The sequence below is a fragment of the Achromobacter insuavis genome (genome assembly GCF_902859645.1).
Taxonomy (GTDB): Bacteria; Pseudomonadota; Gammaproteobacteria; order Burkholderiales; family Burkholderiaceae_B; genus Achromobacter; species Achromobacter insuavis.
In genome coordinates this window covers 28,997-48,916 of record NZ_CADIJR010000013.1, presented here as the reverse complement: position 1 = coordinate 48,916, position 19,920 = coordinate 28,997, and the positions used below count along the sequence as shown (strand labels likewise).

At 63.2% G+C, this 19,920-nt stretch carries 21 protein-coding genes; 1 reads left to right on the top strand and 20 read right to left on the bottom strand.

Annotation, left to right across the window (positions count from 1 at the left end):
• Positions 1 to 18: 18 nt before the first annotated feature.
• The 15 genes from H0523_RS09840 to H0523_RS09770 form a co-directional block, all read right to left on the bottom strand.
• Complete coding sequence (locus H0523_RS09840) at positions 19 to 330, bottom strand: helix-turn-helix domain-containing protein (RefSeq protein WP_054428562.1); 312 nt, start codon at positions 328 to 330, stop codon at positions 19 to 21.
• Positions 327 to 695 carry a type II toxin-antitoxin system RelE/ParE family toxin gene (locus tag H0523_RS09835; protein ID WP_054429216.1) on the bottom strand — a complete coding sequence of 123 codons (369 nt, stop codon included), beginning with the start codon at positions 693 to 695 and terminating at the stop codon, positions 327 to 329. The genes H0523_RS09840 and H0523_RS09835 overlap by 4 nt, the downstream gene beginning before the upstream one ends.
• 418 nt (positions 696 to 1,113) lie before the next feature.
• The gene (locus H0523_RS09830; RefSeq protein ID WP_019043472.1) at positions 1,114 to 1,359 is read right to left on the bottom strand and encodes a DUF2274 domain-containing protein; all 246 of its coding nucleotides are present in this window, start codon (positions 1,357 to 1,359) and stop codon (positions 1,114 to 1,116) included.
• Complete coding sequence (locus H0523_RS09825) at positions 1,356 to 2,633, bottom strand: TraB/TrbI/VirB10 family type IV secretion system protein (protein WP_019043471.1); 1,278 nt, start codon at positions 2,631 to 2,633, stop codon at positions 1,356 to 1,358. The genes H0523_RS09830 and H0523_RS09825 overlap by 4 nt, the downstream gene beginning before the upstream one ends.
• Before the next feature lie 2 nt (positions 2,634 to 2,635).
• Positions 2,636 to 3,640: a P-type conjugative transfer protein TrbG gene (trbG, locus tag H0523_RS09820; RefSeq protein WP_023083099.1), complete on the bottom strand. Its 1,005-nt coding sequence runs from the start codon at positions 3,638 to 3,640 to the stop codon at positions 2,636 to 2,638.
• On the bottom strand, positions 3,637 to 4,341 hold the full coding sequence (gene trbF / locus H0523_RS09815; RefSeq protein WP_019043469.1) for a conjugal transfer protein TrbF: 705 nt from the start codon (positions 4,339 to 4,341) through the stop codon (positions 3,637 to 3,639). Before trbF ends, trbG begins: the two co-directional genes overlap by 4 nt.
• A gap of 17 nt (positions 4,342 to 4,358) precedes the next feature.
• The gene (trbL, locus tag H0523_RS09810) at positions 4,359 to 5,747 is read right to left on the bottom strand and encodes a P-type conjugative transfer protein TrbL (protein WP_019043468.1); all 1,389 of its coding nucleotides are present in this window, start codon (positions 5,745 to 5,747) and stop codon (positions 4,359 to 4,361) included.
• On the bottom strand, positions 5,744 to 6,058 hold the full coding sequence (locus tag H0523_RS09805) for a hypothetical protein (RefSeq protein ID WP_023083100.1): 315 nt from the start codon (positions 6,056 to 6,058) through the stop codon (positions 5,744 to 5,746). The genes trbL and H0523_RS09805 overlap by 4 nt, the downstream gene beginning before the upstream one ends.
• A 12-nt stretch (positions 6,059 to 6,070) precedes the next feature.
• Complete coding sequence (trbJ, locus tag H0523_RS09800; protein ID WP_023083101.1) at positions 6,071 to 6,814, bottom strand: P-type conjugative transfer protein TrbJ; 744 nt, start codon at positions 6,812 to 6,814, stop codon at positions 6,071 to 6,073.
• Complete coding sequence (gene trbE, locus H0523_RS09795) at positions 6,811 to 9,261, bottom strand: conjugal transfer protein TrbE (protein WP_019043465.1); 2,451 nt, start codon at positions 9,259 to 9,261, stop codon at positions 6,811 to 6,813. The genes trbJ and trbE overlap by 4 nt, the downstream gene beginning before the upstream one ends.
• Positions 9,262 to 9,273: 12 nt before the next feature.
• Entirely contained in the window at positions 9,274 to 9,543 is a 270-nt protein-coding gene (locus tag H0523_RS09790; protein ID WP_019043464.1) for a VirB3 family type IV secretion system protein, read from the bottom strand.
• Positions 9,540 to 9,932, bottom strand: coding sequence for a TrbC/VirB2 family type IV secretion system protein (locus tag H0523_RS09785; RefSeq protein WP_019043463.1), 393 nt, complete (start codon positions 9,930 to 9,932; stop codon positions 9,540 to 9,542). Before H0523_RS09785 ends, H0523_RS09790 begins: the two co-directional genes overlap by 4 nt.
• Complete coding sequence (trbB, locus tag H0523_RS09780) at positions 9,929 to 10,999, bottom strand: P-type conjugative transfer ATPase TrbB (RefSeq protein WP_019043462.1); 1,071 nt, start codon at positions 10,997 to 10,999, stop codon at positions 9,929 to 9,931. Before trbB ends, H0523_RS09785 begins: the two co-directional genes overlap by 4 nt.
• A complete protein-coding gene (locus H0523_RS09775; RefSeq protein ID WP_023083102.1) occupies positions 10,996 to 11,484 on the bottom strand; it encodes a hypothetical protein in 489 nt (162 codons plus the stop codon). The genes trbB and H0523_RS09775 overlap by 4 nt, the downstream gene beginning before the upstream one ends.
• A complete protein-coding gene (locus tag H0523_RS09770; protein WP_019043460.1) occupies positions 11,481 to 13,487 on the bottom strand; it encodes a conjugal transfer protein TraG in 2,007 nt (668 codons plus the stop codon). The genes H0523_RS09775 and H0523_RS09770 overlap by 4 nt, the downstream gene beginning before the upstream one ends.
• A 35-nt stretch (positions 13,488 to 13,522) precedes the next feature.
• Here H0523_RS09770 and H0523_RS09765 point away from each other — a divergent pair, with 35 nt between their 5' ends.
• Positions 13,523 to 13,756 (top strand): hypothetical protein, encoded by a 234-nt coding sequence (locus tag H0523_RS09765; protein ID WP_127913711.1) that lies wholly within the window; start codon positions 13,523 to 13,525, stop codon positions 13,754 to 13,756.
• On the opposite strand, the gene H0523_RS09760 is transcribed toward H0523_RS09765, so the two are convergent.
• The 5 genes from H0523_RS09760 to H0523_RS09740 form a co-directional block, all read right to left on the bottom strand.
• Positions 13,723 to 13,989, bottom strand: coding sequence for an EexN family lipoprotein (locus H0523_RS09760; protein ID WP_024570447.1), 267 nt, complete (start codon positions 13,987 to 13,989; stop codon positions 13,723 to 13,725). The genes H0523_RS09765 and H0523_RS09760 overlap by 34 nt on opposite strands.
• A 33-nt stretch (positions 13,990 to 14,022) precedes the next feature.
• A complete protein-coding gene (locus H0523_RS09755; RefSeq protein WP_023083103.1) occupies positions 14,023 to 14,934 on the bottom strand; it encodes a LysR family transcriptional regulator in 912 nt (303 codons plus the stop codon).
• 241 nt (positions 14,935 to 15,175) lie between these two features.
• Positions 15,176 to 16,039, bottom strand: coding sequence for a universal stress protein (locus H0523_RS09750; protein WP_019043457.1), 864 nt, complete (start codon positions 16,037 to 16,039; stop codon positions 15,176 to 15,178).
• Positions 16,040 to 16,053: 14 nt separating this feature from the next.
• A complete protein-coding gene (locus H0523_RS09745; RefSeq protein WP_019043456.1) occupies positions 16,054 to 17,532 on the bottom strand; it encodes a SulP family inorganic anion transporter in 1,479 nt (492 codons plus the stop codon).
• A gap of 312 nt (positions 17,533 to 17,844) precedes the next feature.
• Positions 17,845 to 19,833, bottom strand: coding sequence for a relaxase/mobilization nuclease and DUF3363 domain-containing protein (locus H0523_RS09740; protein WP_019043455.1), 1,989 nt, complete (start codon positions 19,831 to 19,833; stop codon positions 17,845 to 17,847).
• Positions 19,834 to 19,920: the final 87 nt, after the last annotated feature.

Below are 19,920 nucleotides of genomic sequence, written 5' to 3'. Positions count from 1 at the left end.
GGCCTTGCCCCGCTCGCGCTAAGCCGTGACGCTGATCCCGGCGGACGCGGATGGCCTTGCCTTCCGGACACGTATCTCGACGTGCTGGTCCAGCGCGACCAAGGCGCGCATCAGCCGCTCCAGCGAGATGTTCCGCAACTGGTAGCGGCGGATCTGGGAGACCTTGGGCTGGGTCATGCCGGTCAGGGCGGCAACCTGGGCCTGGGTGAGCTGACGTTGGTCGATCAGATCGTTGATCTTGATGGCAAGTTGAGCCTGGGCGGTCAGGTCGGCGGCGTCTTCAAGGCCGAGGTCATACAGAACGTTCAGGGTGCCGGTAGCGGGCGTCATGATTGTCTCTTGTGGGGCCCATAGCGGGCCTGAACCTGTTTGAGCCGCCGCGTGATCAAGGCAATGTCGGGCCGCGGCGTGGAAATGCCCGATTTGGATTTCTTCTGGAATGCGTGCAGTACATGCACGCCGTTACCAATGCGCACCAGGTAGACGGCGCGGAACGTATTGCCCCGATGATCGTCGACCAGTTCAAAAACGCCCGACCCGAGTCCGTGCCAGGGTTTGGACGCGGCCGGCCGCCTGCCCGACTGCACAATGAACAGACACATTCCCAGGTGTTTCTGAACGGCCAGCGGAAAGGCCTGGAAGTCCTTTTTCGAGGATCCTTCCCAGTACAGGGGGCGCGGGAGTTCGATAAACATGAATATACCTGTTCGGATATAACAGTCAACCTCCATGGCGACGGTCATGGCCAAGGTATCCGCATGTAGGACGGGGCGCTATTCGTAGTGACCGAGGGCGTTGCGCCAGCCTCGTCCACGTATAAAAAATGGCCAGCGTCAAGCCTTTCGTGCAAAACACGGGAGGCTTGAAACCATATATGGGGCAATAGGTTAGCTCTGTTTTATGCCGCTTGCAGGGGATGCGGTGTTGTGGACTGGGGGCCACATAAGAGCCTGTAGAAAGCAAGCCGAGTCGCGTTGTAGCGATGGAGATTGCCAAGAACTGGCAGGCCTGCTCGGTCACTTTAGCCCATTCCCTCGCAGCCTATCCAGAACGAAGAACGCGCAGCGTTGGGCTGCGCGTTCGAGTGATGGTCAATCTGGTTCCGGTGCACCTTCAGCTTGGGTTCGGCGGCAAGGACTTGTTGGCGTTTCCTTTCCTGAATCCCCGATCCCCCGCCATGAACGCCTCCAGCATGTGCGGGATCAGCGTCGAGGCATCGACCGCCTCGCCATACGCCTGCGCATGCAGCGCGGCGTAGCGGTCGAGATCGGCTTTCAAGCTGGCCGAGCAAGCGAAGGTCAGCTTGACGCTTTCGGTCTTGGGCAGCGGCCCCAGCCGCAGTTTCCTGGTCGAGCTCATCGCGAAGTCCCCTTGTTGAAGAACAGCGGCTGATAGGGCCGCAGCACCAGATCGCGGTTCACGATGATGCGCACTGGCAAGCCGGGACGGCTGGTCAGCGTGGGTTGGATGTTGAGGTTGCGCCGGGTCACTTCCTGGCCGACTTGGTTCACCGTGTCCTGCAGGCTGTCGCGCCCGGCGATGATGACGCGATCACCGTCCTGGCGGTTCTCGGGTGCGGCCAGTTCGGCACCGACGCCCAGCAGCGTCGTCAGCACGGCACCGGCAAAAATCCGATCCCAATGCCAGTCCACGTCGTCTTCCAGACCGGCATAGCCCGCCGGGTCGGTGCCGATCAGGTTGTCGAGCGTGAGCGAAGACGTGTCCGGCAGGATGATGCGGTTCCACACCACCTGCACGCGGCTCTGGCCGTAGCTGACCTGGCTGTTGTACTTGCCCAGGATGCGCGAACCCTGCGGGATCAGCAGGAACTTGCCTGTGGCCGTGTCGTAGATCGGCTCCGTCACCGTGGCGATCACGTCGCCCGGCAGGTCTGACTTGATGCCCGTCACCAGCGCACCTGCGATCACCGTTCCTGCCATGACTTGGTACGGCGATGCGGGCATTTGCAGGTTGCCGGAGTTACGGGTTTCCCTAGAGCCGCCTGTCAGGAACGCCTCTTTCTGGTCTTGCCGGTTCTGCACGGCAGTCGGATCAGCAGGCTGGGCCGCCGTCGAGGCTGGGCCAGCGGCCAGCGGATCGAAAGCGGCATTGGCAGCGAAGCCTGCCGCGGCAGCGACCTGCGACTGCGCCACGGGCGCAGCCTGCGGGGAACCCGTGCGGAAGAACACCGATGAAGCTGCCGCTGCTTCTTCTTCCTTGCGTAGCGCATCGTTGGGGTCGTAGCCGGGCGCGGCATAGGTGGCGGCAACTGGCTGCTGCGAATTGACGATGGCTGGCCCTAAATCGCCCGGCAGCGGTGGCCCGAGCTCCGGCACGTCGGGCGGCAGCGCTGGCAGCTTGGAATAGTCCGTCGGCAGCGCATCCAGCCCTTCCGACTTGGACACGCGATCCACGTTGTACAGCTCGGTAGACTCGCTCGCGCTGCGTTGCTGCGGTTGCAGCGACCAGATCAGTGCGCCCATCAGGCCGACCGACAGCCCGCCGGAGAGGATGGCCAGCGTGCGCCGGTTCAGGCGCGTGACCGGGCGCGGTTGGGCGCGCAGCGCCACCGCCTCGGGTGCCACCTTGTCCGCCTGCGGCGCGTCAAGGTCGGGGGTATCGTCCTGGCTCATGCTCAGTTCCTCCCAGCAATGCCATCCGTGCGCTCGATGCGCACCACGTCGCCCTTGTCGGCCCCTAGGCGCAGTTCGGCCGCACCGAACAGCCGATCCACGATGTAGTACGGCGAGCGGAAGCGGTAGTTCACCAGTTGCCCATGGCCCTGCGCGCCGATGACAAACAGCGGCGGCAGCTCGCCCTGGGCGATGCCTGCAGGAAACTGGATATAGACCTTCTCGCCATCGTCGAAGGCGCGCAGCGGCTTCCACGGTGGATTGCTGCCGCTGATTGCATAGCGAAACCGGATGTTCTCCAGCGACAAGCCTGCATCGACCGGCGCGGCAGCGTTGGCGGCTTGGGCCTGGCGCTGCAAGGCCAGCATTCGATCCTTGGGATAGTCCCAGGACACGGACGCCATCCATGCCTTGTCGGTCGAAGTCAGTTCCAGCAGGTACGTCCTGCGGCTGGTGGTGATGACCAGATTGGTCTTCAACCCGGAACGGATAGGCTTGACCAGCACATTGACGCGCAGATCGGCCCCGCTGCCGCTGGAGGTGTCGCCCACGATCCAGCGCACGGTATCGCCCGCAGCGACCGTCACCAGTTCCTCGCCGGGCTGGAGCGCGATCACGGTCACGCGGCCCACGGACGCATAGACCTGATACAGCGCGCCGTCAGTGAAGGGCCAGACCTGGATCGCATTGACGTAGCCCTCACGGGTCGGCGCAATGCGCGCCTCGGCATTGGCACGCGAAACGCGCACCTTCTCGTCGGCAGGCTCCGGTGAAGCCGGGGTCGCATCAACGTCCGGCAGCGGTTTCAACTGTCCGGGCAATGCCAACGGTTCGGGCACTGCCACCACTTCGATGGGCGTGGGCGGCTCGGGCAATGGCTGAGCCTGCACCGGCTCATCGAGCGAGATCACCGGCGGCGGCTTGCCCTGCGTGGCGCAGCCCGCAAACAGGACAGTCGATGCCAGCAGGATCACCGGCAATGCGGTTTTACGGAAACGTGCATTCATGGTTTGGCTCCTTCAGAAGAATCCAGTTCACGGCTCCACGACAAGCCATTGACGTAGATGCCCAGCGGGTTGCGGCGCAGGCGTTCTTCGGTGCGCGGGGTCTGCTGCACGATGGACACCACCGCCGTCCATCGCTCCAGCCCGGTCGCCGCGCCATTGACGTAGCGGCGCTCTGTCCAGCGCACGTTGAACGACGCCTCGCTGGCGCGAACCACACTGGTGATCTGCACCGTCACCGATTCCTTGCCGATGCGGGCAAACGGGTCATTCACCCGCGCATAGTCGTTGAGCACCGCCGCGCCACGATCGGTGGTGTAGTCGTAAGCATCGAGCCAGTTCTGGCGCACGACGATGGGGTCAATGGACAGCGAGCGCACCAGCGTCACGAAGCGCGCGATGTGGTGTGCCGTCTGCGCATCGGTGGGCCGATACGGCGTGGCCGCTTCGCCCACGGTGCGCACCTGGCCGGACTGATCGACCTCGATGACATAGGGCGTGACGATGGATTGGGCCGAGCGCCACACCAGGCCGCCGGCCATCAGCAATGCGAGCACCAGGCAGCCGAAGGCCATCAGCCGCCAGTTCTTGGCCTGCACGCGGGCCGAGCCGATGCGCTCGTCCCACACCTGGGCAGCGGCTTGATACGGAGTGGCAGGCTGCGGCGTATCGGCATAGCGCACCTGCGGTCGTTTGAATCGCATGGAGTTCTCCTTGAAAGTCAGCTATCGGAATCCCGCAGGCTCGGGCCTTGGCCCGAACCGCCGCCGTCGCCACCGCGCAGCGTGTGCGCGGCCGTAGTGGTGGCCTGGATGAGTCGTTGGCGGCGTTGCAGGTTTTTGGCCCAACCGGGCTGCTCTTGTTTTTGCGCGTTGGCTGTGTTGCCAGCGGCATCGCCTGCGGCGGCTGGCCCCGCAGTGCCACCGCCTGAGCCGCCATCGGCACCAGAGCCTTGCCAGCCTGCTTTGAATGGCGCTGCAGCCTTGGCCGCTGCTGCCTTGATGCCAGCACCAGCGCGCTGGCCAGCGGCCTGTGCGCCGCCCTTGGCAACACTGCCCAGCCCGGCCATCGCGCCCTTGGCTCCGCCGCCCGCAGCGGCGGAACCGGCCTGGAAAGCCGACTTCGCGCTGCCAGCCGCCGAGGTTGCAGCCCGCGCACCAGACCCGGCGAGCTTGGCGGCAGCCGGTGCCATGCGCGCACCGGCCATCACAGCACCGCCCACGCCGGTGGCTGCGGCACCTACGGCAACCGCCGCGCCTGCGGCACCAATCGCAGCACCAGCCATCGCGCCTGCGCCAAGCTGCGGTGCACCGGATACCAGCCCGGTGGCAATGCCCGGCCCGAAGATCCCCAACGCCAGCAGCGTGAGCGAGGCCAGCATGATGACCACCGCATGGTCGATGGACGGCTCGGCCGGATGCACTTGGAACTCGGCAAACAGGCCCGAGCCGATGCCAACGATGACGGCCAGCACCAGCACCTTGATGCCCGAGGACACCACGTTGCCCAGCACCTTTTCGGCGAGGAACGAGGTCTTGTTCCACAAGGCGAAAGGCACCAGCACGAAGCCCGCCAGCGTGGTCAGCTTGAACTCGATCAACGTGATGAAAAGCTGGATCGCCAGCACGAAGAAGCACAGGATCACCACGGCCCAGGCCAGGAACATGACCACGATGGGCGTCATGTTCACGAACACCTCGGGGAAGCCCGCCATGTCGCTGATCTGCTCAAGAATCGGCGCTGCCGCGTCGATGCCGGTCTTGGCCAGGCGGCCCGGTTGCAGAAATTCGCCCATGCTCATCGTCGAGCCGCTGGCCGTTAGGCCCAGGCCCGCGAACGAGCGGAAGACGATGCTGGCCAGCCAGTTGAAGTTGTTGATGATGTAGGCGAAGGCGCCGACGTAAAGCACCTTGCGCAGCAGTTTTGCGATCAAGTCATCGCCCTGGCCGGTGGCGTGGCTCATCGCCCAGTACAGCCCAGCGATGGTCATGTCGATGACGATCAGCGTGGCGGTCAGGAACGCGACTTCGCCCTGCAGCAGCCCAAAGCCCGAGTCGATGTAGCGCGAGAAGGTAGCGAGGAATCGGTCGATCACTGTCACGTCATTCATGGCACGTCCCCCTCGAAGGGCATGGCGTCCTGGTCACTGATGGGTGTGTCGAAGCTCGGTGGGATCGGCGGCAGATCGGCCAGCGTGTGGAACTCGTCAGGCCCGGTTTCACCGGCGAAGAAGCGCCGCCGGAAGGCTTCAGCCGCAGCCAGGCAAGCGTCTTCGCCTGCCGTAGCCCGGTCGGCTGCACACTGCGCACGCAAAACCTTGAGCCGCGCGGGATTGGCAGCCAAGGCTGCGGCCAGGTCTTCGGTCGGCTGCTGGCTGCAAGCGACCAGCAGCACGGGCAGCAGCAAGGAAACGCATCGCATGGCCGTCTCCCGTCAGTTGCCGTAGAAATCCACGCGCTGCGGCGTGTATGGCGTGCCGTCGCCTAGGAAGCGGCGCGTCACTTCCCGGCCGCGTTCGACAGCCGCTGCTTGGCGTGCCAGTTCCAGCGCGGCGGCGCGTTCCTGCGTGATCTGGAGCTGCTGCGCCTGGATCGACTGCTTGGCCTGCAAGGCCAGAAGCTGATTGGTCGCCTGCATGGCTTGCAGTGCGCCGGTGGCGGACTGACTCTGGCTGACCAGGTCGGACAGCGCGCTTTCGTCTTGCGCCAGGTTCTGCGACACCTGCGCCTGCATCCGCATCGCGGTATGCAGGCCGTTCAAGGTGTTCTTCCAGCGTTCCTGCGCGTCGCGCAGCATCTGGTCGCCGCTGACGGTCGCGGCGTACTGCTCCGGGTACAGCCGGGCGAAGGTAGCATCCATGCTCTGCACGTCGTAGGCCAGGCCGCGAGCCTCGGCGATCAGCCGCTCGGTGGTCGCCAGCGTCGAGCGCAGGCGATTGACGATGTTGAAGTCCAGATTCGTCAGATTGCGCGCCTGGTTCATCAGCATCTGCGCTTCGTTCTGAAGCTGGTTGATCTGATTATTGATCTGCTCCAGCGTGCGCACGGCGGTCAGCGTGTTCTGCACGAAGTTGGACGGGTCGAACACCGTCAGCGCGGATGCAGGCTGCACGGCCAGCAGCGATGCCGACAGCACGGCGGCGAGCGAGACGGACCGCAAACGGGGTTGGGTTTTCATGGTGAAACCTCCTGGGGTTGAGAAGCGAGGAAGGACGCTGCCGCCGGCGAGGACGGCAGCAGATCAGCGGCCCAATCGAGGCCACGATGACGCAGCCAGGCACCGGCGAAGCCCGGTGTGCCTGCGTCCAGCAGCACGCGATCCATGTCGCGTTGGTCTTGCGGAGTGGATGCCCCGGCGAAGGCCAAAGTTGCTGGCCCCAGGTCGAGGTCGAACAGGCGATTGCCCAGGCGCGATTGGTAGTAGTAGTCACGCTTGGGCTGCGCGGTCGCCACGATCTCGATCTGGCGGCTGTTGAGGCCGAAGCCCTCGTAGATCGTGCGGATCTGAGGCTCGGTCGCCTGTGGGTTAGGGAGAAAAATCCGGCTGGCGCAGCTTTCGATCACTGCCGGTGCAATACTTGAATCCTTGATGTCGGCCAGCGACTGCGTGGCGAAGATGACGCTGACGTTCTTCTTGCGCAGCGTTTTGAGCCACTGGCGGATGCGGGCAGCGAACACCGGATCATCGAGGAACAGCCAGGCTTCATCGAGGATCAACAGCGTGGGCGCGCCGTCGAAGCGTTCATCGAAGCGGGCGAACAGGTAGCCCAGCACGGCCAGCACTGCCGCCTTGCTGTGCATCAGCTCTTCCATCTCGAAGCCCTGCACGCTGCCGGAACCCAGCCGATCAGAATCGGCGTCCAGCAGCTTGCCGTGGGCACCACCCAGCACATAGGGCGCGAGCGCCTGGCGCAGTGCGTTCGATTGCAGCAGCACCGAGAGGCCCGTCAGCGTGCGCTGCTCCACCGGCGCGCCGGCGAGGCTGCCGAGTGCCGACCAGATCGCGGCCTTCTCGTCCGGGCCAATGGAGACACCTTCATGCAGCAGGCGGCCTTCCACCCATTCGGCGGCCCAGGTGCGGTAGCCCTCCTGGTCGATGCGGGCCAATGGCTGGAAAGCAATCGCCCCGTCATTGCCTAGGTCGTAATGCTCGCCGCCCAGCCCGAGGATTGTGGCACGCATGGAGCGGCCCATATCGAAGGCGAAGATGCGCGAGCCGGGATAGCGGCGAAACTGCATCGCCAGCGTAGCGAGCAAGACCGACTTGCCCATGCCGGTCGGCCCGGCGACCAGCGTGTGGCCCACGTCGCCGATGTGCGTGACCAAGCGAAAAGGCGTCGCGCCATCGGTGCGGGTGACGATCAACGGCGGGCCATCCAGATGCGCGTTCTTCTCCGGCCCGGCCCACACCGCTGACAGCGGCATCATGTGCGCCAGGTTCAGCGTCGAGACGATGGGCTGACGCACGTTGGCATAGGCATTGCCAGGGATGGACGACAGCCAGGCATCGACTGCATTGAGGGTCTCGGGGATGGTCACGAAGCCCCGGCCCTGGATGACGCGCTCCACCATGCGCAGCTTCTCGTCGGCTACGGCCGGGTCGGCATCGAGCACCGTCACAGTGACGGTGAGGTAGCCGAAAGCGACTTGATCGCTGCCCAGTTCCTGCAAGGCGGCATCGGCGTCGGCCGCCTTGTTGCTAGCATCGGTATCGACCAGCGGGCTTTCCTGCTGGAAGATCGTTTCGCGCAACAGCGCGACGACGTTCTTGCGTTTGGCAAACCACTGGCGGCGCAGGCGGCCGAGTTCTTTTTCCGCCTCAGCTTTGTCCAGGCACAAAAAGCGCGTGCTCCAGCGGTAGCCAAAGCCCAGGCGGTTGAGGTCGTCCAGAATCCCTGGCCACGTCGAAGTCGGAAAGCCTCGCACCGACACCACGCGCAGGTGCTGGTCGCCCAGCATGGGCGCCAGACCACCGACCAGGGCGCAGTCGGCCAACAGTGCGTCGATATGGAACGGCACGTCGGGCACACCGACGCGGTAGCGCCGCATGGACACCGTGGCGTGCAGGTAGCTCAGTGTCTGGCTGTCATCGAGCCAGGCGATTTCCGGCATCACGCCGTCGAGCAAGTCGAACACGCGATCCGTTTCCGCCACGAAGGCTTCCAGCCGCCCACGCCAGTCCACGCCATCGCCTGGCGGGTTCTCATAGAGCATTTTGGCGGCGCGGGCGCGGGACTCTTCTGGTGGAAGATAGGCAAGTGTGAAGTGATAGGCACTCTCAAAATGCTGGCCGGATTCCTCGAAGGCCGCGCGGCGTTCTTCATCCACCAGCCATGACAACGGCTCCGGGAATTCGGAGCGTGGATAGCCTGCTGCCGGGCGGCGCTCGGCTTCGATGAACAAGGCCCAGCCCGAACCAAGCCGGCGCAGTGCGTTGTTCAGCCGCGCTGATGTAGCTATTAGTTCGCCTTGCGTGGCGCTGTCCAGATCCGGCCCGCGAAAGCGTGCCGTGCGCTGGAACGAGCCATCCTTGTTCAGTACCACGCCCGTCGCGATCAGCCCGGCCCAAGGCAACCAGTCGGCCAAGAGCGCTGGCCGCTGGCGGTATTCGGCAAGGTTCAGCATGTCGGCTTCTCCCTATGCGTCCAGCAGCGGCTTGTGTTTGATGTGCCGGGCGAAGACCTGCATGAACTGCGGATCGACACGCGCCCCCCAAACCGCCAGCGAATGGCCGACGATCCACATCACCACGCCGGGAATCCACAGTTGCAGGCCCAGCCCGACGGCGGCGGCTAGCGTGCCGTTGGCGATCGCTACGGTGCGCGGCGCACCGCCCAGCAGGATCGGCTCGGTCAGTGAGCGATGCAGCGGCACTTCAAACCCCGGAAGATCGGTGGCCGTGCTCATACGACGGCCCCGCCGGAGAAGCTAAAGAACGACAGGAAGAAGCTCGAAGCCGCGAAGGCGATGGACAGGCCGAAGACGATCTGAATCAGCTTGCGGAAGCCACCGCTGGTATCACCGAAGGCCAGCGCCAGGCCCGTCGCAATAATGATGATGACCGCGACGATGCGAGCCACCGGCCCCTGGATCGACTCCAAAATGGATTGCAGCGGGCCTTCCCACGGCATCGAGGAACCGGCCGCCTGCGCGGTTCCGGCCAGGAACAGCAGCAGCGCTGCCAGCAGCAGCCCTTGCCGTGCGGGGCGGGCCAGGCTACGCAGTCGTGCCAGGCTGGACAGGTGGGAAAGCGGATTTACGGAAAAGCGGAAAGCAGGAACGTGCATCTGCGTCATGGCAGTTCTCCAGGTTGGTCAGGGATCGAGGAAGGCGCAGCGGCAGCGGCTGCAAGAGGAACCGGCGGAAGCTCGGAGAACGGTGCTTCCAGCGCATCCGCCAGGCGGTAGCCCTCGCCGTCGAAACCGACGACGCGAGAAATGGTTTCGACGTGGCGCTTGCGTCCACGGCCTGCGATGTGGATCACGACATTGACCGCCTCGGCGATCAGGGCGCGGGGCGGATGCACCGCCACTTCGAGGATCAGTTGTTCCAGGCGCAGCAGCGCACCCAAGGCGGAGCCGGCATGGATGGTGGCGATGCCACCGGGGTGGCCAGTGCCCCAGACCTTCACCAGATCCAGCGCTTCGCCGCCGCGCACTTCGCCGACGATCACGCGATCCGGGCGCAGCCGCATCGTGGCGCGCACCAGCTCTTGCATCGACACCACGCCTGCGCGGGTGCGCAGCGGCACATGGTCACGGGCAGCGCATTGCAGTTCGATGGTGTCTTCGAGCACCAGTACGCGGTCGCCGGTGGCGGCGATCTCGGCCAGCAAGGCATTGGCCAGCGTGGTCTTGCCGGTACTGGTGCCTCCGGCGATTAGGATGTTGTGCCGCTCGCGCACGGCGTGACGCAGAAACTCGGCCTGCCCAGCAGTCAGGATGCCTTCGGCCACATAGCGATCCAGACCGATGATGCTCACGGCACGCTTGCGCAGCGCAAAGGCCGGGCCAGGTGCAGCGGGCGGCAAGATGCCCTCGAAGCGTTCGCCCGTCTCCGGCAGCTCGGCAGTCAAGAGCGGTTGGCCGCGATGTACCTCCGCACCGACGTGGGCGGCCACCAGGCGGATGATGCGTTCGCCATCGGCCTCGGGCAGTTCGACGCCGAGCGGCGCACGGCCAGAGGACAGCCGATCCACCCACAATGTCCGGTCGGGGTTAAGCATCACCTCCACAACGTCCGGGTCTTCCAGCGCAGCAGCGATCACCGGCCCCATCGCCGTGCGCAGCATCTGGATGCGGCGATCCTGGGACGCCTCAGCGGATGAGCGTGGATCGGGCGGGGTCTGTGGAACGGCACTCATGACGCACGCTCCGCTGTGCGTTGATGGGCTTCGGCCAACGCCGCCGCGTCGTCCATGCGCATGCCGAACTCACGACCTTGGGGGTGCAGTTCTTCCACCACGTCGCGCACCAGGCTGCGGCCACGCATCAGGTGCCGACCCAACTGTTCGACGAACTGCTCGAAACGAGCCTTGCCCTGAGCGCGAGCCGCATCCTGATGGGCTTCGGGCACCGGCGTACTGACGGTCAGGTAGTAGCGGATGAACAGCGCCAGCGTTTCGATCTGGATGTTCTGGTCACGCTCCAGACGCTCGGCCTGCCGCGACAGACGATCCAGCCGCTTGGCGATGGCGGCCTCACGCTGGTCGCCAGCATCGGGCGACAGCCAGGACGCCAAGGCAGCGGCGACGATGCTGGACTTCGAGACGCCTTTCTTCGTGGCTAGCTCGTCCAGGCGCTTGGCGTGCTCGTGCTGAATGAACAGGTTCAATCGGTATTGGCTCATAGGTTGATTCCGTCGTTGGGGTCGAGAGAAGCCAGTCGCGCCGTGCGTTGCAGTGCGGGGTCGAGCTGGTCGGGAAGCACCGGGGGCATGTCGTCGTCATCGAGCAGCGACAGATCGCTGGTCGGGGCGTCCATCTCGGGGGCATAGGCGATGGCTTCCGACAGTTCGGGCTGGCGGCGTGGGCCGCCGTCGTCAGTCGAGCCCAAGGCCTCCAGGTCATCGGCGGATGCCGTGGCCGGTGCCGCAGGAACCGCGGGTATTGCCAGGCCGCTCCAATCGTCAGGTCGTGCAGGCGGTACATCGGCGTAGGGGCCAGCCGTTACTACAGGCGGGGGCAATACCCGTTGTTTGAAATTGGCGTCGGCGAAGTAGCGCAGCTTCTTCGCCTTGATCGGTGCGACGCTGGACACCATCACCACCGCTTCATCGGTCGGTAGTTGCATCACTTCGCCCGGCGTCAGCAGCGGACGTGCGGTTTCCTGGCGTGACACCATCAGGTGCCCCAGCCACGGTGCAAGCCGGTGGCCTGCGTAGTTGCGCTGGGCGCGCAACTCAGTGGCGGTGCCCAAAGTTTCTGAAATACGCTTGGCGGTTCGTTCGTCGTTGGTGGCGAAGGTCACGCGCACATGGCAGTTGTCCAGAATCGAATGGTTCTGCCCGTACGCCTTGTCGATCTGGTTGAGCGACTGCGCGATCAGAAAGCTGCGGATGCCGTAGCCCGCCATGAAGGCCAGCGCCGTCTCGAAGAAGTCCAGACGGCCAAGCGCCGGGAACTCATCGAGCATCAGCAGCAGCTTGTGCCGGCGCTCGATACCGTCACTGCCATCGAGCGATTCGGTGAGCCGCCGGCCGATCTGGTTGAGGATCAGCCGGATCAGCGGCTTGGTGCGCGAAATGTCGGAAGGCGGCACTACCAGATACAGCGATACCGGATACTCTGCTGCGATCAGGTCGCCGATGCGCCAGTCGCAGCGCGAAGTGACTTCCGCCACGGTCGGATCACGGTACAGACCAAGGAACGACATGGCGGTGGACAGCACGCCCGACCGCTCGTTGTCCGACTTGTTGAGCACTTCGCGGGCAGCGGATGCAACGACGGGATGCTGGGCACCGCCCAGGTGCTTGGTCGTCATCATCCGGTGCAAGGTCAGCTCGAACGGGCTGGCCGGATCACTGAGGAAGTTGGCGACGCCGCGCAGCGTCTTGTCTTCCCCCGCGTACAGCACATGCAGGATCGCCCCGACCAGCAGCGCGTGGCTGGTCTTTTCCCAGTGGTTGCGTTTCTCCAGCGCGCCTTCGGGATCGACCAGGATATCGGCGATGTTCTGCACGTCGCGTACCTCATGCGCGCCGCGCCTTACTTCCAGCAGCGGGTTGTAGGCCGCTGAACTGGCATCGGTCGGGTTGAACAGCAGGCAGTGGCTGAATCGACTGCGCCAGCCAGCGGTGATCTGCCAGTTCTCACCCTTTATGTCATGGATGACGGCGGATGCCGGCCAGGACAGCAGCGTCGGCACCACCAGGCCCACGCCCTTGCCGGAGCGCGTCGGCGCAAAGGTCAGGACGTGTTCCGGCCCTTCGTGCCGCAGGTAGTGGCCGTCATGCTGGCCGAGAAAGACGCCAGCAGGCTGCGTCAGCCCGGCCTTGCGAATGTCGGCGGCATCGGCCCAGCGGGCCGAGCCATAGGTCGTCACTTTGCGCGCCTGGCGCGAGCGCCACACCGACATGGCGATGGCGACCGCCACGGCCAGCAGGCCGCTGCTTGCCGCGATCATGCCGCCGGTGTCGAAGACCTGCGGCGCGTAGGCATCGAAGAAGAACCACCACTCGAAAAGCTTCCACGGGTAATAGACCGGCTTGCCGTGGAAGTCGAACCAGGGCGAGCCCAGGCGTAGTTGGTAGCCCAAGGCTGCGGCTGTCCATTGCGTGGCAACCCACACACCGGCGATCACGATGCCGAACACGGCGGCGATCTGCCCGAACAACACACCTTGAGCCTGCATACCTTGGCCTCCGATTTCTCCTGCGCTGATTCCCCGTGGAAAACGCGGCACGAAGGCGTGCCGCAGACGTCAGGATCGGTGTCGGTTCAGTGCCGGTCAAAGACCGTTATCGGCAGCAAGGTGATGCAGAAAGCATGGTTTCATGCAGGGACAAAGCCAATAAAAACGCCGCAGGCATGAGCGCGCTGCGGCGTGTTAAGAAAGAAAAACAGGATATGCGGCAAGCCGCCAACGGTCAGAACTTCGGCGGCGTTTCCGATGGCGTGTAAGGCACCTTGCCGTCGCCGAAGAAGCGCTTGTTCGTCGCTTCGGCCACCCGGTTGCACAGCACGTCGCCCATCGTCGGGCGCTCGGTCTTGCACTGGAGGCGCAGTTCCTTCAAGCGCTCGGGATCGGCGGCCAGCTCTTCGACGGTCGGCACAATAGCTTCCTGGTTCGACGGCTCGGATGGGCCGCAGGCGGTGATTGCAGCAACCAGCAAGAACGGGGCAATCAGCTTCAAAATCATGATCCGACATCCTCTCGCAGATAGGGTTTAAAACGTGGGTTTTTCCGTCCCTTCGGGAGAGTCGATTGCGTGGACGCGCTGTTTGAATCGTGTCACCGATTCGGTGAACTCGTCCTCGCGGTACAGCACATACGTAACGAGCATGGGAGTTCGCCCTGCCAGCGAACGGGCGACTACGCCGGGTTCGCGGCTACCTGTGATATGTGGCGCTCCGGCTAAACCCAAGGCAAAGCCTGCTGCCACTAGCGCCATCATTAGGTCGAAGGACGCAACACGTTCTGCAATCAGCGGTTCCAGGCCTGCTCGCTGAAGCATGCCGTCAACCTGCCGGGCATGCCCTTCGCAAATCGAAGGATCACAAAGCACTAGTGGATGACGCAGAACCTCTTCAAGCGGAATGCGCTTGTACCTGAGCAATGGATGCCGCGCAGGCACTGCCACCATTAACGCATCACGCCACGCCGCCTCGGCTACGATACCTTGGCCGACTTTGTTCCACTGCGCAAACCCAACATCGTATAGATCGTCATGTAGCCCCTTGATCTGTTGAGAAAGCGGCACCTCGAAAAGGCGCAAATCGACTTCGGGTTCCTCCTGCCGACATAGCGCGAGTAACGTCGGTAAACGTGAAGGCGTGATGCCGTCAGACAGAGCGATGCGCAGTTGCCCATGAAAGCCATTGGCCGCTGCCTTAACGCTATCGCGAGCCTGCTGTAAGGCCGTGAAGATGCGAGGAACATGCTCGAGGAAAAGCTTCCCTGCCCGTGTCAATCGAGTGCTGCGGCTAGTACGGATGAATAGCTGCTCGCCGACATCAGCTTCTAGTTCTTTAATGGTGCGCGATAACGGCGATTGCTCGATGTGTAGTTTTTCAGCGGCGCGTGCGAAGTGCAGTTCTTCTGCGACGGCCAAGAAGCAGCGTAGATGACGCAATTCCATAGGAATCTCCCTGTCCATAGGCGCGTGGCCACCGCTCACGCGCGCCTTTCAACAAACTCTCGTCATGAACCGCCAATGTGTTGAAAACTTCTAAAAGGACAGGTTGTTATCAGCGGGACAAATCGCCTTATGCAGCGCAGATCAACTAGTTCGCTTCAAACTTCCCATCCAGATGTATTGCCGGTTGACGGTGATCGGTTTGGCTCAAACCTGACAGCCAATTAGTGGCGTTGATCAAGACTTAACGCAGTAGAAGAATTGGAATGTGTGACGAACGCAGTAATTCAGCCGTCTTGCTTCCGAACAGAAGAGCGCGCAGTGGCGAGTGACTGAATGCCCCCATAATGAGCAGGTCAATTTCCTGTTCTTTCACTGCCTTTTCGACCACTGCTCCGGCATCTCCGGGCACTAGCGAAGCGGTCACTTCAGAGCTCGCTCTCGACAGAGTTTGCTTCGCCCATTCAAGCGATTTGGCTTGACCGCCAAATTGATTTCCAGACATCAAAATTCTGATGGGCAAGCCTCGCAGCAAAGGGCTGCTGGACAACATCTCCATGCCACGCCGAATTGCAGTGCCGCCATCAAAAGCGATCATGACGCGCTCAGGAGGCTTGAATTCTTCACTTACAGTAAGAATCGGAAGCTTTAAAGCGCGAATAATGTTTTCGACGTGATGGCCTAGCTCATTTTCGTGCGTTCTGGCCCCTTTGCCTCTTCGCCCCAACGCCAGCAAACGCAAGCCTTGCGCTTGCTCAATTAACGTATCTTCCAGAGAACCGTGGCGCTGTCGCACATCGACACGGGCTGCACCTGCCAAGATTGCGCGTTCGCGCAGTCGGTTCAAAAACAACCGGCCTTGCTCCCTCGCGCTCTTGGCGTGTGCTTCATCTTCTGCAGACAGATGTGCCAACAGACTCTCTTGAGCGTCGATACCGATTGCGCCGCTGTGATCGTCATCCGTTGCCCGCTCGGGATGGCTGTCGATCACGTGCAGAAGCTCCAGCGGAGCATCAATACGGCGTGCCGCCCAGGCAGCGCAGTCGGCCACATGAACCGCGTAGCGTGATTGATCGACGCAAGCAAGCACTTTATTTTCGTTTTTCATGATTTGCTCTCCTCTTAGTGGCCTGCGAGCATGTCCGCTGCGCCGTCCTTGTCGTGAATCCCGAACTTGTCCACCATCGTGGCGCTGGCCTCGTTCAGGCCAGTCACCTCCACTTCCGTACCTTCTCGCCGGAATTTGATGACTACCTTGTCCAAGGCGCTAACCGCAGTGATGTCCCAGAAATGGGCGCGGCCGACGTCAATTCGCACCTTTTCAATGGCTTCCTTGAAGTCGAATGAATTGACGAAGCGTTCGGCCGATGCAAAGAACACTTGGCCGGTAATGGTGTAAACGCGCATGCGGCCTTCGTCCTCCGTGTGCGAGGAGGCATGGAAGATCCGACCGACCTTTTGGGCGAAGAAAAATCCCGAGAGCAGCACACCAACCAGCACGCCTTTGGCCAGATCGTGGGTGCCCACTGTCATAGCGACAGTCGCGAGCATCACCACACTGGAGCTTTTAGGGTGCTCTCGCAAGTTACGGATCGAGGCCCAATTAAAGGTGCCGATGGACACCATGATCATCACAGCGACGAGTGCTGCCATTGGGATACGGGCCACCCAGTCACCGATAAAAACCACCATCAGCAGAAGAAATACGCCAGCGGCCAATGTGGAGAGACGGCCGCGGCCACCGGATTTCACATTGATGACCGACTGACCGATCATCGCGCAACCGGCCATTCCGCCAAGAAAGCCGCTCGCGATATTTGCGACGCCTTGACCTACGCATTCCCGGTTTTTGTTACTGCTCGTGTCGGTGAGGTCATCGACGATGGAAGCCGTCATCATGGATTCCAACAAACCCACTACGGCCAAAGTTGCAGATACTGGGAAGATGATCTGGAGTGTCTCCAAGCTCAACGGGACATCGGGCAGTAGGAACACCGGCAGGTTGTCGGGCAACTGCCCCATATCGCCTACTGTGCGAATGTCGAGGCCGAGTAAGATCGAGACGGCTGTCAGCACCACGATGGCGACAAGCGGCGACGGTATCGCCTTAGTAACGTAAGGGAAGAGGTAAATGATGCCCAGGCCTGCAACCGTCATGGCATAGACGTGCCAGCTTACGTTCGTCAGCTCCGGCAGTTGAGCCATGAAGATCAGAATGGCCAAGGCGTTTACGAAGCCAGTAATAACTGAGCGTGAAACAAATCTCATCAGCGTGCCCAGTTGCAGCCAGCCTGCGATGATCTGGAGTACACCGGTTAAGACGGTGGCAGCGAGCAGGTACTGCAGCCCGTGCTCTTTAACGAGGGTGACCATCAGCAATGCCATCGCGCCTGTGGCTGCCGAGATCATGCCAGGGCGACCGCCAGTGAAAGCTATCACTGTGGCTATGCAGAATGAGGCATACAGGCCGACCTTGGGATCAAGGCCTGCGATAATCGAGAAAGCGATTGCTTCAGGGATAAGGGCAAGCGCTACAACAACGCCTGCTAACAGGTCGCGTCGGACATTGGAGAACCAGTCCTGACGTAAGGATTTCATCATTGATCTATTCCGGTGCAGGCTCGGCCGCAGGCTGGAACGGGACTAGGCGCGAATGCCTCTTTCCGATCCCGGAATAGAGAACAGCCCAAGACTATGGGCTGGCAAACCACAGCCAGTCATACATACAGCCTCGTGCGAGCGAAGATTGAAATTAGGAAACGGCTCGCTGCGAGACTGATAGTTACACTGGTCGATACTCCAATAGTGTTGGCTGTGAATTTGAAAATTGCTCTTGAATTGTAACCTGTCTTTGCGCGTAGCGGCAAGTTGAGAGGCATGACGACCCCATAAAAGCCATCGTCGTGAGGTGGATCACTGGCTTAACCCGCGCTGCCGCGTGAAATGCCAAACCGCCGTATCGCCCCGGACTGTCGCAGCAAGTTGCTGTCCTAGTCGCCGCTCAATCACAGGCTTCCACGGCACCAAGTTGAACCCGATCCCGTCATCGAGCACCGCGTAGCGCCCGCTGGCAAGCATGACGGATCGGCGGTAGATACCTGCTACACGTTGCCCGTCTGTGGTCGGGCGGTGCTCCAGGCCGGTTTCGGCGGCAATGTCCTTGGCGACCTGCGCCAGTTCTCGATTGCGCAGCGTGCCCAGCAGATTCCGGGCGAGGATCACATGCTGTCCCCGCCGCTCGGCCAGCCCCTGTTCTTCAAGGAAGTCGGCGCGCTGCTGCATGGCTTGCTTGGCGTCACCGCCAAAGCCCGAGTCGCCCAGCCCCTTGCCGCCACCGATCAGTTGTTGGTCGAGCCAAGTGGCGCCAATCACGCGTGCCTGCCGCTCAATCGGCAGATGAGATTTCAGCTCTACGGCCACGCCGCCCAGCCGTTGCGAGTCGTACTGGCGGCCACGTTCGGCCAGGTCGTCCGGCACCCTCCATAAGCCATCGGCCACGCGCTCCACGATGCCGGCCCGGCGCAGGGCTTCCAGCCGGCGGACGTGGGCCGCGACGACCTCCTGCGGGTCGCGGCCGGGCTCAGCTCGGCCTTGCTCGATCGCCAGGTGATGATCGGTGCGGTAGAGGCCATCGCTCGCCAACGCGGCGATGTTCCTGTCGGCCGCCCGCACCACGGCGGAACCGCGTACCTCCACCACGGCTCCGGTGGGATAGTTCGCCAGCTCGTCGCGGGTGTTCAACGCGACGTAGTGGGCCTTGCCGTCCACGCCGTCGATGACCAGATAGCCGCGGTCGTGCAACTCGTCGGCCAGCCCCTTGGCGGCCACGCGGCCGATGACGGTGCGGCCGTCGTCGCCGGGCTCGAACACCGCCAGCTCGCGCGGCTGGCCGCTCATGGCCCGCTGCATGGTGCGGATGATGTCGCCGCGCTCGCCCAGGGCGCGCAAGGTCTTCTCGGCATCCGCATGGACGGCCCAGGTGCCGGGCTGCGTCTCGTCGGCCAGGCCCATGCGCTGCAAGCGTTGCAGGCGGCCGATCAACAGCAGGCGCTGGCGTTGCAGCTTTGGTTCATTGAAGCGTTCGATCTGCACCCGGCCATCCTCGCCGGCCTCGCGTTGCAGCGTGCAGTCGAGGCTCGTCCACCGCTCTTGTTCCACCTCGCGCTGCAAGGTCTGCTGGATCTCCAGTTCAGTGCGCGGCCCCAGCCATTCCGTCGCCAGCTCGGCGGCCCGGTGGCGGAAGCCGTGGGCGATGTAGTCGCCCGCGATGATGAGGTCTTTGCCGGTGTCGTCGCGTCCGCGCACGATCAGGTGGGTGTGCGGGTTGTCGGTGTTCCAGTGATCCACCGCCACCCAATCCAGCCGCGTGCCCAAGTCAGCTTCCATGCGGTTCACCAGATGCCGCGTGTAGGTGCGCAGGTCGTCCAGTTCGGCGCCATCCTCGGGCGAGACGATGAAGCGGAAATGGTGCCGGTCATCGGCACAGCGTTCCTTCAAGGCTTCAAGGTCGGCATCGTCGGCCTGCGCCCCGTAGGCCAGACCCGGCTCGCCATCGCGGCCCGCACCGTCGCGCTCGATGTAGCGCAGGTGCTTGGCGAGTGACTGCGGGCTGGCCCGTTGGTGATTGACCAGCAGCGTCTTGATGGTCACGCGCCGCGACATGGGCGTCAGCTTCGCCCCGGCGAAACGCGCCGCCGTGTGGCCGCGCCCCAGGCGCGAGCCGGGCCGCTGGCCTGCGCGCTGGCCGCCGGACACGGCGGAATGGCGTATCGAGGACTTGCCGCCGCTGGCCTTGCCCGCCTGCTTGAGCACCTTGGAAACGAAGCTCTGGCCCTGGCCCTTGCCCCGGTTCTTCGGGGCGCTGGGACGCACGCGGAAATCGTCGTCGCGGTGGTCGGTCATGGATGCGCTCCCCGCAAGCTACGGCGTGTCCTGTCGTGCAAAGCACGCGGACATGCCTGCGTTGGCGCGGGCCTCGCGCCCCACGCG